The organism is Nocardia sp. NPDC051911 (assembly GCF_040681035.1).
GTDB lineage: Bacteria > Actinomycetota > Actinomycetes > Mycobacteriales > Mycobacteriaceae > Nocardia > Nocardia sichangensis.
The window spans coordinates 47,584-60,475 of record NZ_JBFAXY010000014.1; the positions used below are offsets into that span (position 1 = coordinate 47,584).

12 protein-coding genes are annotated in these 12,892 nt (G+C 70.2%); 4 read left to right on the forward strand and 8 right to left on the reverse strand.

The window, feature by feature from the left end; genetic code table 11:
• Positions 1–139: 139 nt before the first annotated feature.
• Positions 140–559 (forward strand): Hsp20 family protein, encoded by a 420-nt coding sequence (locus AB0L97_RS18965; RefSeq protein ID WP_356961911.1) that lies wholly within the window; start codon positions 140–142, stop codon positions 557–559.
• Positions 560–1,211: 652 nt separating this feature from the next.
• Complete coding sequence (locus tag AB0L97_RS18970) at positions 1,212–1,706, forward strand: DUF1360 domain-containing protein (protein WP_364431094.1); 495 nt, start codon at positions 1,212–1,214, stop codon at positions 1,704–1,706.
• Positions 1,707–1,803: 97 nt separating this feature from the next.
• Here AB0L97_RS18970 and AB0L97_RS18975 read toward each other — a convergent pair whose 3' ends face one another.
• Together AB0L97_RS18975 and AB0L97_RS18980 are read right to left on the reverse strand one after the other, a co-directional pair.
• Positions 1,804–2,175, reverse strand: a complete 372-nt coding sequence (locus tag AB0L97_RS18975; protein ID WP_364431097.1) for a cold shock domain-containing protein — start codon at positions 2,173–2,175, stop codon at positions 1,804–1,806.
• Positions 2,147–2,362: a hypothetical protein gene (locus tag AB0L97_RS18980; protein ID WP_364431100.1), complete on the reverse strand. Its 216-nt coding sequence runs from the start codon at positions 2,360–2,362 to the stop codon at positions 2,147–2,149. The genes AB0L97_RS18975 and AB0L97_RS18980 overlap by 29 nt, the downstream gene beginning before the upstream one ends.
• 487 nt (positions 2,363–2,849) lie before the next feature.
• Between AB0L97_RS18980 and AB0L97_RS18985 the strand changes: the two genes are divergently transcribed.
• Together AB0L97_RS18985 and AB0L97_RS18990 are read left to right on the forward strand one after the other, a co-directional pair.
• On the forward strand, positions 2,850–4,268 hold the full coding sequence (locus AB0L97_RS18985; RefSeq protein ID WP_364431103.1) for a cytochrome ubiquinol oxidase subunit I: 1,419 nt from the start codon (positions 2,850–2,852) through the stop codon (positions 4,266–4,268).
• Between the two features lie 3 nt (positions 4,269–4,271).
• The gene (locus tag AB0L97_RS18990; RefSeq protein WP_364431105.1) at positions 4,272–5,306 is read left to right on the forward strand and encodes a cytochrome d ubiquinol oxidase subunit II; all 1,035 of its coding nucleotides are present in this window, start codon (positions 4,272–4,274) and stop codon (positions 5,304–5,306) included.
• Positions 5,307–5,412: 106 nt separating this feature from the next.
• On the opposite strand, the gene AB0L97_RS18995 is transcribed toward AB0L97_RS18990, so the two are convergent.
• Genes AB0L97_RS18995 through AB0L97_RS19020 form a run of 6 tightly spaced genes read right to left on the reverse strand, consistent with a single transcriptional unit; the run spans position 5,413 to position 12,867 of the window.
• On the reverse strand, positions 5,413–5,661 hold the full coding sequence (locus tag AB0L97_RS18995; RefSeq protein WP_364431108.1) for an Ada metal-binding domain-containing protein: 249 nt from the start codon (positions 5,659–5,661) through the stop codon (positions 5,413–5,415).
• Positions 5,662–5,666: 5 nt separating this feature from the next.
• On the reverse strand, positions 5,667–6,464 hold the full coding sequence (locus AB0L97_RS19000; protein ID WP_364431111.1) for a 2OG-Fe(II) oxygenase: 798 nt from the start codon (positions 6,462–6,464) through the stop codon (positions 5,667–5,669).
• Positions 6,461–7,072 carry a methylated-DNA--[protein]-cysteine S-methyltransferase gene (locus AB0L97_RS19005; protein WP_355071061.1) on the reverse strand — a complete coding sequence of 204 codons (612 nt, stop codon included), beginning with the start codon at positions 7,070–7,072 and terminating at the stop codon, positions 6,461–6,463. Before AB0L97_RS19005 ends, AB0L97_RS19000 begins: the two co-directional genes overlap by 4 nt.
• Positions 7,072–7,545 carry a sigma-70 family RNA polymerase sigma factor gene (locus AB0L97_RS19010; protein ID WP_364431350.1) on the reverse strand — a complete coding sequence of 158 codons (474 nt, stop codon included), beginning with the start codon at positions 7,543–7,545 and terminating at the stop codon, positions 7,072–7,074. The genes AB0L97_RS19005 and AB0L97_RS19010 overlap by 1 nt, the downstream gene beginning before the upstream one ends.
• A gap of 46 nt (positions 7,546–7,591) precedes the next feature.
• Positions 7,592–9,481, reverse strand: coding sequence for an exodeoxyribonuclease V subunit alpha (gene recD / locus AB0L97_RS19015; RefSeq protein ID WP_364431114.1), 1,890 nt, complete (start codon positions 9,479–9,481; stop codon positions 7,592–7,594).
• Positions 9,478–12,867 carry a UvrD-helicase domain-containing protein gene (locus AB0L97_RS19020; protein ID WP_364431117.1) on the reverse strand — a complete coding sequence of 1,130 codons (3,390 nt, stop codon included), beginning with the start codon at positions 12,865–12,867 and terminating at the stop codon, positions 9,478–9,480. Before AB0L97_RS19020 ends, recD begins: the two co-directional genes overlap by 4 nt.
• Between the last annotated feature and the right edge of the window lie 25 nt (positions 12,868–12,892).

The following is a 12,892-nucleotide window of genomic DNA, read 5'->3' on the forward strand; positions in this document are numbered from 1 at the left end:
GCGGGAACTGGCTATCTGCCGGGTTTCTCGACTGGGTACTTGCGCGACACTCAAATCAGTGCTATAAGAAATCTGTGTCCAATGACACAACTTATCTGATTCGTTCTATGCAGAATAGAGTGAGTTGGAGGTGACGACCATGCTGATGCGCACTGACCCGTTCCGCGATTTGGAACGTTGGACGCAGCAGGTGTTCGGCACAGCGGCCCACCCGGCGGTCCTGCCCATGGACGCCTGGCGTGAGGGCGACCAGTTCGTCGTCGAGATCGACGCGCCCGGCATCGATCGGGATTCTCTCGACCTGAATGTCGAGCGCGACGTCGTGACCGTTCGCGCGCGCAGGCCGGAACTCGACGCCGGTCGCGAGATGGTGGCCACCGAGCGGCCTCGCGGCGAGTTCAGCCGCCAACTGCTCCTCGGCGACGACCTCGACGTCGACCAGGTCCGCGCCGACTACGCCGATGGCGTGCTCCGTCTGACGATCCCGCTGGCAGACCGGCCCGAGCCGCGCAAGATCGAGGTCGCTCGGGGCAACGGGCACAAGGCGATCGACGCCTGAACCCGGGACGGGAGACGTCGTCATGCCCGATTCGGCTGTACGTCCGCGGTCACTCGACGAGTGCGACGCCTGGCTGCTGGATCCCGACCTCGAACGATTGTTCGCCGAGGTGGACGCGATCCTGTGCGAGGCAGGGGCCCGGTTACGCGGGCGGGCGCACCCGTCCATCCCGGCGCCGGGACCGCGGCGCGCCTCGAGCCCCCGTCCCGGCCGGGACACGCTCGGGACGCACGGGTGGCACCCCGAAGCGGGGCCTGCCACCGAACGCGGTCCTCCGCACAACCGCCACCGCACAGTGACGGAATTCGGAAGAAGGAGGTGATGCCAGCATTCCACTGAGAAACCGGTTCCGCGGCGAGGCGGTCGCCCCCTGTACCAGGCGCTTGCGAGCACCAGCGAGCATCTGCTCCACGCGCACCGCCACACCATGTGGCACGCAGGGATGACAGCTCGCCGCAGGAACAACCTCTCGTAGTCACGTCACTCTTCTCCTGATCGGGGGAGGGACCGCAGACCCCTCCCCCGACTCCGACCGGCGGTTTGCCGGGACGCGGCCAGGGTAGGCCGGAAGAGATTCATCAGGGTGCCAAGAGGAGGCTGTGATGCGACGCGCGCTTCTGATCGTTCACGATATGCCCGCGGGATTCCCGCGGTGACCGACAACTCTCGTCACGTGGGTGGCTATGCCGCGACGATGGTTGCGTACGCGACTGTAGTGGCGGCGGTCGCACTGCTCGGAAACGCGACAGGTCGCAAGCTTCCGCGCGATATGACCATCCGTGATCTGGTGGTCACCGCGTTCGCCACGCACAAGCTGTCCCGCTTGGGGACGAAGGCCGCGGTGACGGCTCCGGTACGCGCAGCGTTCACGCGACCGGCCGCAGCTGACGGTGGGCCCGGAGAGGTGGCCGAGGAGCCGAAGGCGACCCACGGTATCCGGCACAGCATCGGCAAGTTGCTCAGCTGCCCGTTCTGTTTCGACGTATGGGCGATCACCGGTTTGACCATCGGACACGTTTTCGCGCCGCGGATGACGCGCGTGCTGACCGACGCCGCGGCCGCCTTGGCAGGCGCCGATTTCCTGCACCTCGCATATGCCACCGCTCAGCAGATCGCCGAGGGCGAACCCCCGGCGCTGCTGGGCTGACGAAGCGGTGTCGCACCGATCCGGTTACACGGGCCGCCCGCCCGCACCGTCGAAATCTTCGGTGCGGGCGGGCCCGTTGCAGCCACAAGGTTTGTGGCTATCGCCCCAGCCGCAGCCGCAATCGGCATCGGCGGCTGGATCGATGCGGTCGCGGCAGGTCGTGCGGCGCGGGGGTGGTGTGGGTGCGGGTGTAGGTCAGCACCTGGGTGGCTTCGGGTCCGCGATCGGTGTCGGCGGCCGTGAACACGACCGGTTGCCCAGCGGTGAGTGTCTTGTAGCCGGGGGCGCAGATGGCGGTGTATCGGACGAACACCGCCTCACCGCCATTGTCCGGGGTCAGGAACCCGAAACCTTTTTCCTTGTTGAACCAGGCCACACATCCGTGCTGCCAGCGCGGCAATTCCGCGGCGCCGGTGTGCGGGTCGGGATGGACGTTGCTGTCAGTAGGCGAGGCAATCGTAGTCGTCATCGGCGGTAGGTGTGGTCCAGGCCTGATCGATGCGGTCGCTGATATCGGCGGTGTCGAACGCGGCACGGATGCGCTCGGTCAGCGGGTGCAACCCGCCGATGTCCAGTCCGATATCACGGTCGTCGGCGTGCACGGGGGTCTGCTGGTCGGCCAAGTCGCCGTCACCGTAGAGCGGGATCGTGGTCATTCGTCACTCCTCCGAGGTGAATTCCGGTTTCGGGGGCGAGGTGGGCTCGGAGCCCGCCGAGCCCACCCGTGAGGAAGAGTCGAGAACGAGAGATCGACAATCGTCGTTTTCTCGAGATACAGCAATCACCTCGCTTTCACGATCTCGTGCACCCCTGGAATGGGGTGATAGCGCAACGTTCCTGCCCGGGTGGATCGCGCGCCGGGACCAGCATGGCCGTCACCTCCACTCAGTCTTATCTCTCGATGACAGAGAGCATTATCTCTGTCGGTCAACACAGATTTCTTCTATCACTCCTGTGATATCCGCGCAAGTCCCAACCCCTGCCTCTTCCCCTCTGCGTCAGCCCGAGGGGCAGCGCACGCGGTCATCGGCCGGCCACGCCTTCACCGGCTTGATACAGCGCGAAGGGGATACCCCGGCTGAGAGCCGAGCGCGCGTGGCGCAGGCATGCGGCTATCGAGACCGAGGGAAAGGGGCCCGCATCGTGTCGAGCACGCTCGTCGCGCTCTACCAGGCGTCGGGCGAAGGGCCGCCCGGCCTGCTGCCCGCACGCCAGCAGATGGCGTTCTCACTGGGCTGGCACATCGTGCTGGCCTGTTTCGGCGTCGCCTTTCCCGCCATGATCTACGTCGTGCATCGCCGTGGCATCGTTCACGACGACCCCGTGGCACTGGGCTTGGCGAAGCGGTGGGCGACGGTATCGGCGATCTTGTTCGCCATCGGCGCGGTCTCCGGAACGGTGCTCAGTTTCGAAATGGGGCTCTTGTGGCCGGGGCTGATGGGCCGCTTCGGCGATGTGCTGGGCTTGCCGTTCGCCTTCGAAGGGCTTTCGTTCTTCATCGAAGCGATCTTCCTGGGCATCTACCTCTACGGATGGGGACGCATGCCGCCGCGCCGCCACCTTGCCATGCTCGTGCCGATGGGGGCCGCCGGGGTGGTCGGCACCTTCTGTGTGGTCAGCGTCAACGCGTGGATGAACAACCCGACCGGATTCCGGCTCGCCGACGGTGAGGTGACCGAGGTGAATCCGTGGCGTGCGATGTTCAACGGCGGGGTGTACCTGCAGTTCGCGCACATGTGGGTCGGAGCCTTCATGGTCGTCGGATTCCTCGTGTCCGGCGTCTACGCCGCCGGTCTGCTGCGTGGACGTCGCGACCCTCATCACCGGCTCGGGTTCACGGTCCCGTTCGTCTTCGCGACCGTCGCCGCGCTCGCCCAACCACTCCTAGGGCACGTGCTGGGGATGCGGGTGCACGATACGCAACCGTCGAAGCTGGCCGCGTTCGAACTGGCCGCCACCACCGAAGGGCCCGCCCCGCTGCGATTGGGCGGCGTTCTCGTCGATGGAGAGGTGCGGGGAGCGCTCGAGATCCCCCGGCTGGGTTCCGTCATCGCCCGCAACTCGCTGACCGCCCCGGTACCCGGATTGGACTCGGTGCCGGTGGCGGATCGGCCGCCGGTCAACGTCACCCACCTCGCCTTTCAGACCATGGTCGCCATCGGCACCCTGCTCGCGCTCATGGTGATCGTGTTCTGGCTGCTGCGCTGGCGGCGCCACGACCCGTTGGCCGAACGTTGGTTCCTGGGAGCGGCGGTGGCCGCCGGACCGTTGGCGATCCTGGCGCTGGAATGCGGCTGGATCGCGACCGAAGTGGGCCGTCAGCCGTGGACGGTCTGGCGGGTCCTTCGCACCACCGACGCCGCCAGCACGAGCACCGGCTTGTGGTGGACCTATGTCAGCGTGTTGCTGGTGTATGCCGGGATGACGGTGGGCGCGATCGTCGTCCTGCGTTCCATGGCGCGGCGCTGGCGCACCGGCACCGCGACCATCACCGCCCCCTACGGACCGGGCGCGTCGCCGGTCGACCAGGCGCAGCGCGCCCGCAGCGTCGGAAAGCCGTGACCGATGGATCTCTCGGACGTCGTCGCGACCGCGATGTTCACCGGGGTGGTGCTCTACGCGCTGTTCGGCGGCGCGGATTTCGGCTCCGGATTCTGGGACCTGACCGCGGGCGGACCCCGGCGCGGCAGCCGCTTGCGAGTGCTCATCGACCACAGCATCGGACCGGTCTGGGAAGCCAACCACGTGTGGCTGATCTATATTCTGGTGTTTCTCTGGACCGCCTACCCTGCGGTGTTCGCCGCCGTCATGACCACCCTGTTCATCCCGATGAGCCTGGCGCTGCTCGGAATAGTGCTGCGCGGGGCGAATTTCGCGTTCCGCAAGTACTCCGCGACGCTGCGCCAGGCGCGCTTGTTCGGCGCCTTGTTCGCGGGCGCGTCGCTCATCACGCCGTTCTTCTTCGGCACCGCGGTCGGCGCGATCGCCTCCGGCCGGGTGCCCGTCGACGGGTACGGCGACCGGTTGCGGTCGTGGCTGAATCCGACCTCGATTCTCGGCGGTGTTCTGGCGGTCGGGACGTCCGCATTCCTGGCCGGCGTCTTCCTCACCGCCGACGCCGCGCGCTCGGGCGACGACGCCCTCGCCGGATACCTGCGCCTGCGCACACTGATCGTCGGTGGCGTGACCGGGGCGGTCGCGATCGCGGCGATCGCGCCGATCCGTCACGACGCACCTACCCTCGGCGCCGGACTCCTGGGGCGCGCCCTTCCGCTCATCGCGGTCTCGGCGGCCGCGGGGGTGCTCACCCTGACCTTGGTGTACCGCCGCCGATTCGGGTGGGCGCGCGTTCCCGCGACGGTAGCCGTCGCCGCGATCGTCATCGGGTGGGCCGTCGCGCAGACGCCATGGATCCTCGTCGATCAGATGCTCATCGCGGATGCCGCCGGTGCACGAGCAACCCTGGTGGGGCTGCTCGCCGTCGTCGCCGTCGCTGCCGTCACGGTCCTGCCCGCCCTGGCCTATCTGTTCTGGCTCACCCAGACCGACGCGTGGGTCCGCGACGAGCCCGCGCGTACCGGCGCACCGGAACAGGCGTAGCTACTCCGCCCCAGCGGCACCAGATCCTGGGGTTGCCGGCGGCAGGACCCGCACAGCAGCCGGCCCCTGTTCGATTCGGCGCTGCGGGCTCTGGCGCGATCCGCGATCAGCGCGTTTTCTTCCACGCGGCGTACCGCCCGGGCACGCAGACCGCACAAGGCCGGTAGCCAGCGGAGATCGCGTCGGATTCGGTCGCGAAGAAGACGCGATGCGTGCGGTAGGCGCCCTTGGCGAGCGCACGGAGCGCCGAAGGGCAGTCCAGACGGCCGTAGATGCGGCTGCGACGGTGGCCGCCGTATCGCCCGGGGACGATGCTCCGATACGGTCGGCCGTCGCCGTCGAGCAAGGTGTACACGATGGCTATTCCGCGTCGTGCAGCACGAGACCGAGAGTGTGCCGCACACCGCTGCGCACGCGGCTGACACCGTGGCGGATCGGGGCGCGGGACCAGCCGCGACTGGATGGCGTCGGCCGATCGCGGGTGGTGAAAACCAACGCGTGCCCCTGTTCGAGCACCGACACGGTCGCTTTCGACTGAGCGCGCGGGCGTTGCTCCACGAGCAGGAATTCCCCGCCGGTGTAGTCGATCCCGGATCGGTCCAATCCGATGACGACCTGTAGCGGGAAGACCAGCTCGCCGTACAGGTCGCGATGCAAGGCGTTCCAGTCACCGGCGTGGTAGCGCAGCAGGATCGGGGTCGGCTTTTTCTGCCCTGCGGCATGGCAGGCGTCGAGCCAATCGCCGAACTCCTCCGGCCACGGCGCTGGGTCGCCGAGACGGTCGGCCCAGGATCGGGCGAGCGGCAACAGTTTTCGATAGAAGGCCGTCCGCAGGCGCATGATCGGCTCGGGCACCGGATGCGCGAAGTATCGGTAGGTGCCTTCGCCGAATCGATAGCGCGCCATGTCGACGGTGGATCGGAACCGGGTCAGGTCGTCCCACATGGCGGTGAATTCGGCGCACTCCTGCGGAGTGAGGATCGGCCCGGTCGCCGCGCAGCCGTGCGCGTCGACTTCCGCGAGCAGCGTCCGCCAGGGCTGGGCGTCGACGCGATCCGCCAGGGCGGCGGCTTCGGCCCGCCCCGGGACGGGAGCGGGCCCGGCACGATGCTCCGCGCGGTGACCGGCCCCAACGGTTCCGGTGCTCGGCTCGCTCATGCCGCCGCCTCCAGATCCAACAGCGCGTGCTTGGCGACGACGCCGCCGACGTACTGTCCGATGGACCCGTCCCCGCGTACCACCCGGTGGCACGGGATCACCACCGGCAGCGGGTTGCGCGCGCAGGCGGAGCCGACGGCGCGCACCGCGCGCGGGTTCCCGACGGCCGCCGCCACCGCGCCGTAACTCGCGCGCTGTCCGTAGCCGATGGCGGGCAGGTGCTCGATCACCTGGCGGCGGAACCCGGCGGCCAGCCGCAGATCCAGCGGCAGGTCGAAATGCGTCCGGTGGCCCGCGAAGTATTCCTCGATCTGCCGGGCCGCCACGTCCAAGCGGGCGGGCGCGGCGAGGATCCGCGGACTGATCCGCGCGGCCAGTGTGGCGAGTACCGCGTCGTGGTCTTCGGTCGGGTAGGCGACGCGGACCAGTCCGGCGGGCGTCGCGGCCAGCAGCAACGTCCCCACCGGGGTCTCCAGCAGGCGGTAGGCGACATCGAGCAGTCCCGCGGCGTCGGCCTCGGCGGTCAGTCGCGCGTGCAGCGTGGCGAGCAGGTCGGCGTCCGGGGTCAGCGCGCGCGACAACCCGTCACCGTGATCGAGGGTGGCCATCATGATTCGTCCTTCGGGTAGAGCTTGCGCAGGGTCTTCAGGCCGTCCGCGGCGGCGCGGCGTGCGGCGTCCGGAGAATTGCCGAGCAATTCGGCGATCTCCGCGTGGGGAAGCCCGGCCAGATAGTGGTAGGCGACCGCTTGGCGCTGCTTGGTCGGCAGCGCCCGCAGGGCGGCCCACAGGTCGGGGTCGTAGTCGGCGGGTCCGGGGGCGGTGGCGGGACGTTCCGGCAACGTCTCTGCCGGGACGGGAGCGCGCGTCAGCGCCCGGCCGACGTCGATCGCGCGGCGATGCGCGATGGTGACCAGCCATGCCTCGATGTTCGTGTCCGGGGAAAGGCCGGGAAACGCCCGCAACGCGGAGAGAAACGTTTCCGACCAGGCGTCGGCCGCGTCGGACGGGCCGAGCACCGCCCGGCAGACGCGCAACACCATCGGGCCGTATTCGGCCACTATTTCCTCGAACGGGGGCAGGCTCACACCAGGTAGACGCCGCGGGCGCCGCGAATGTGAGATCCCGTCATCGGGGCCCTTCCCGGCGCGACAGCCCGCTGGCGCGCAGCACCCGCCGCGCGATGCCAGCGCGGATGGACTCCTCGGTACCGATGATCCGGACGTGGCGGCGTGCCCTGGTGATCGCGGTGTACAGCAATTCCCTGGTCAGCAACGTGGATTCGGGCTCGGGCAGGACGACGGAGACGGTGTCGTACTGGCTGCCCTGGCTGCGGTGGATGGTCATGGCGAAGACGGTGACGACCGCGGGGAACTGCGTGGGATGCACCAGGTACGGTTCGCTGCCGCGTTGCAGCGCCGCGCGCAGCGAGCCGTCGGGCATCCGCACGACGACGCCGGTGTCGCCGTTGTAGATCCGCGCCTCGTGATCGTTCGCGGTGACCAGCAGCGGTTGTCCGGGATACCACGGCGCCTGCTGCGAATCAGGGCCCGCCCCCGCGGCGGCGGCCCACTCCGCGCCCATCCGGTCCCAGCGCTCCACGCCGAACGGCCCCTGCCGGTGCGCGCACAGCAGGCGATGCGTTTCCAGCGCGTGCAGCGCGCCCGTCGCGTCGCCGTCCAGGGCGGCGGCGGTGACCGTCGTCGCGGCCCGCACCACGTCGGCGCGGACCGCGGTCAGCTCGTCGGGCGCGCTGAGCGACAACTCGTCGCCGCCCGCGCGCAACAGCTCGAGCGCGGCGTCCGCGTCCCCCGCCCGCACCGCGACGGCCAGGTCGGCGATCCGTCCGCCGAACCTGCGGCCCCGGGTCAGCCGGACGATGCCGCCGCGCAGGCGGGTGCGCTCCAGCGCGGTCAGGGCCTCGGCGTGCTCGCCGGTCGCCTCCGGCCCGAGGATCTCGTCGAGCACGGGACTCGGGGTGGCCGCGACGGGTCCGGCGACCAGGTCGGCGAGCACCGCGCCCGCGTCGACCGAGGCGAGCTGGTCGGGGTCGCCCACCAGGACCAGGCGGGTGTCCGGGCGCAGCGCGGCCAGCAGCCTGCTCATCATGGTCAAGGAGACCATCGAGGTCTCGTCGACCACGATCACGTCGTAGGGCAGCCGGTTGAATTCGTGGTACTTGAACCGGGTACCGCGGCCGCGCTGCCAGCCGAGCAGCCGGTGCAAGGTGGCGGCGGTGAGTTCGGGCAATCCGAGCGAAATCGCTTGCTCGCGAACGGCTTCCTGGAGGCGAGCCGCCGCTTTCCCGGTGGGAGCGGCCAGCGCGATGCGCAGCGCGGGCAACTTCGGCTCGGTCTCGCGGTGCGCGGACAGCAAGGCGATGATCCGCGCGATGGTGTGGGTCTTGCCGGTGCCGGGCCCGCCCGCGACCACGGTGGTCCAATGTGTCGCGGCGAGCGCGGCGGCCAGTCGCTGGCGATCCGGCGCCGTGCCCGCCGACGCGTCGAACAACCGGTCCAGTTCGCGGCGCACGATGCCGGGAGCGACCACCGGATGGTGTGCGGAACGCTCGGTGAGCACCCGCCGGATCGTCTGCTCCTGCCGGTAGTACCGATCGAGATAGAGCAGCGGACCGGAATCGCCCGGCCCCTGGGATTCGACAAGTCGCAGCGGCCGCAACGGACCCGCCGGTCCACCGCGCACCAGCGGACTCACCCGCAGCGCGGCGACCACGGCCGGGATGTCCGGCCACGGCAGCGTCGCCGGATCGATGCCCGCGTCCCAGTTCTCGTCGGCGTCGACGCCGATCTCCCGCATCCGGTGCAGTTCCAGGCACACCGAGCCGGAGCGCACCGCCCGCACGGCCAGCGCCGCGGCGAACAGCACCGGCTCCGACGATTCCCGGCCCAGCCGGCCCAACCGCAGCGCCACGTGCACGTCGGCGGCCGAGAGCACACCGGCCTCGTTGAACGTGCGCAGCAGCCCGGTTCCGCGCTGCGCCACCTGGATCGAGGTCACCGCCCCGCCTCCCCTGCCAGCAGCGCCGACAGCGCCACGACCAGATCGGCGGGCGGATGCCAGTCGAAGACGCCACAGCCCGCAGGCGTCTCCGGTCCGATCATGCCGCGCACGAACAGGTATCGGACTCCGCCGAGATGCCGGGCCGGGTCGTAGCCGGGCAACCGCCAGCGCAGATATCGATGCAACGCGACCGAGTACAGCAGCGCTTGCAGCGGATAGTGGGAACGCAGCATCTCCGCGGCCATGCGGTCGCGGGTGTAGTGCGCGACGGTGAGATCACCCGTGCCGAGCCGGTTGGTCTTGTAGTCGACGACGACGAATCGAGGGTGCGCGTCGCCCGCGACGCGGAGCACGGCGTCGATGCTGCCGGTCAGGTAACCGCGCAGCGGTATGTCTTCGAGCGCCGCCAGCTGTTCGGCGTAGGGGAACAAGTCGTCGTCGACCGAAAGGTGCTCACGCAGCAACTCGGCGACGCGCCGCAGGGTCGCCGCGGTGGCGCCGACGCGGTCCCCGCCCGCCAGTGGCAATTCGAACTCGAGTTCGCTGAGACGGTCGCCAGGGGCGATGCCGGCCAGGCAGCCGCCCTCGAGCGGAGTACGCAGCACGGCCAGCAGCGCCGTCGCGAGCACTTCGGTATCCACTTCGGCCATCAGTTCGCCCACCGCCTCGCGGCACCGATCGCGCACCTCGGCCGCCAGATCCGGACCACCGGTGTCGATCCGCTCCAGGACGCCGTGCACCAAGGTGCCGAACTCCGCGCCGTAGGGCAGCGCGTTCATCAGCGACGCCGCGCCCGACGGTTCCGGCTCCGCCGCGCCGATGAGGGAGGCGCCCGCGGGCTCGTCGCCCGGCCCCGGCGCGCCCTCCGGTTCGCTGTCGGGTTCGGGCGCCGCCGGGCCGTGCGCGGAGGCGGTCAGCGCCGAGTACGAGGTGCGCCGCCACTGCTGGTCCAGCGCCCGGTCGAAGCGGGCCGCGGCCAGTGCGCCGGGCGCGGGCCCGGTGCGCGCTCGCCGGATCGCGACGCCGTCGGTCCCGGCCACCGCCGTCACCGAGATCGCCGCGCCCGCGTCCTGCGCCCACGTCGTAAGCATTTGCGCGGCAACGGTGTCCGCGGGTACCGCGGCTCGGGCGGCGACGGCCGCGCCACGATCGGCGCGGCCGAAGACCATGCGGTGCAACGGCGACGCCGCGGTGGTGATCGCGGGCGCCCACCAGGCGACGATCTGGCACATGGCGCGGGTGAGCGCGACGTACAGCAGCCGGAGTTCCTCGCCCGCCTCCTCGGCTTCGCTGCGCGCCTTGCGTTCGGCGTATCCGGGAGCGTCCGCGCCGCCGACATCCAGCACGCGCGCACCGTCGTCGGCGTGGAACAGCAACGTCGCCGGATAGGGATTCTTCGCGCTGTCCCAGGCGAACGGCAGGTACACCACCGGGAATTCGAGTCCCTTGCTCGCGTGCACGGTGGCGATCTGGACGGCGGCGGCGTCCCGGTCGAGCCTGCGGCTGCGGTCGGCGACGGCGCCGGAAGCGGGATCGCGCACGCGGTCGGCCAGCCACCGGGTCAGCGCGGTCAGCCCCAGTCCCTCGGTGAGCGCGACTTGGTCGAGCAATTGCGCGAGGTGCCGCAGGTCGGTGAGCTGCCGCTCCCCGTTCTCCACCGCGAGCAGCCGCGGCGCCAGGCGGGTTTCGGCGGCGATCTTCTCGAACACAGCCGCGAATCCCGCGCGGGTGAACAGCCGCGCCGCCTCACGCAGCTGAGCGCTCACCCGGCCGACCAGATCGGCTCCCTCGCTGTCGATCTCGGCCGCGGTCACACCGAACAGCGGTGTGCACGCGGCCAGCCGCACCCGGTCGCCGCGATGCGGCTGTTCCAGCGCCCGCAGCACCCACAGCCAGTCGGTGGCGCTGTCGGTCGCGAAGACGCTGATACCGCCCGCGAGCACGGAGGCGACGCCGACGCGGTCCAGCGCCGCACGCACCACATCGATCTGCGAGCGGGTCCGCACCAGTACCGCGATGTCGCCCGGCCCGATCGGCCTGCGCGCCGTGTCGACCGCCGCGATCGAATCGGCTTCGGACAGTATCGTTTCCGCTTTCCCATCCAGCTGTACACCGGATTCGAGCAGGCGCACGATATCGGCGGCGAGATCGTCGGCGACCTTGGCCCGCATGCGCCCGACGGCCGGGAAGCCGGATTTGTTCAGCGGTCCCGCGCCGGTGCGCGGTAGGCACCGGACCCGCAGCGGCGTGGTGAGTTCGGAAGGTCCGGACAACCGGGACCATGGTCTGGTCGGGGCGACCGGATAGACGCGGATCTCCTCGTGCCCCAGGGCCGCCGCGCCGTGCAGGTGATCCAGCGCGGCGAGCAGTCCGGCGTCGCTGCGCCAGTTCGTGGTGAGTTCTTTGCGGACGTCGGCGTGCGCCACCGCGTCCAGGTAGCTGAGCACCTCCGCGCCGCGGAAGGCGTAGATCGCCTGTTTGGGATCACCGACCAGCACCAACGTGGCATGCCCGTGGAACGATCTGCGCAAGATGTCCCATTGCAGCGGGTCGGTGTCCTGGAATTCGTCGACCAGGGCGACGCGGTAGCGCGCCCGGATGCGACGGCACGCGCGCGGGCCGTGCTCCGGGTCGGCGAGCACGTCGTACAGCAGTACCAGCAGGTCGTCGAAGTCGCGCAGCCCGGTCAGCCGCTTGCGGCGCTCGGTCTCCGCGCGTACGGCGCGGGCGAACGCCACCCGCTCGCCGGTCTCGCCGTCGGGCTGGAGCGCCGCATGCCGGTCCCGCACGGCGGCCAGCGCGAGCGTGCGGGCCTCCTTCACCGAGAACGGCGGTTGCCCGCGCGCGTAGCGGTTGAGATACAGATCGTCGACGACGGTGCCGACGAGATCGTCGACGGTCTCCACCAGCCTGGTGCCCGGGTCGTGTTCACCCGCGAGGCCGAGTTCGTCGAGCATGCGCTGGCAGAAGCTGTGCGTGGTGGCGATGGTGCCCGCGTCGAAATCCGACAGGGCGGTCAGCAACCGTCGCCGCCGCGACCGCACCTCGTCTTCGCCGGCCTGCGCGAGGTGCCGGACCAGTTCGTCGGCGTGCGCCCTGGCCGCGACCGGGTCGGTCAATCCCGCGGCGACGGCGACGAATCGGTCGCGGGTGCGTTCCCGCAGCTCCTGGGTCGCCGCGCGGCTGAAGGTCACCAGCAGCAGCTGGGACACCTCGACACCCGCCTCGGCGACATAGCGCACGGCGAGACCGACGATGGCGTGGGTCTTGCCGGTGCCCGCGCTGGCCTCCAGCACGGTCGTGCCGGTTGGCAGCGGTCCGTACGGTTCGAACGCGGCCGCATCGAAAGCGTTTGCCGGGAAGGAGGTTTCCTGCACGGTCATGCGCGCCTCCCTCTTGCGCGGCCGA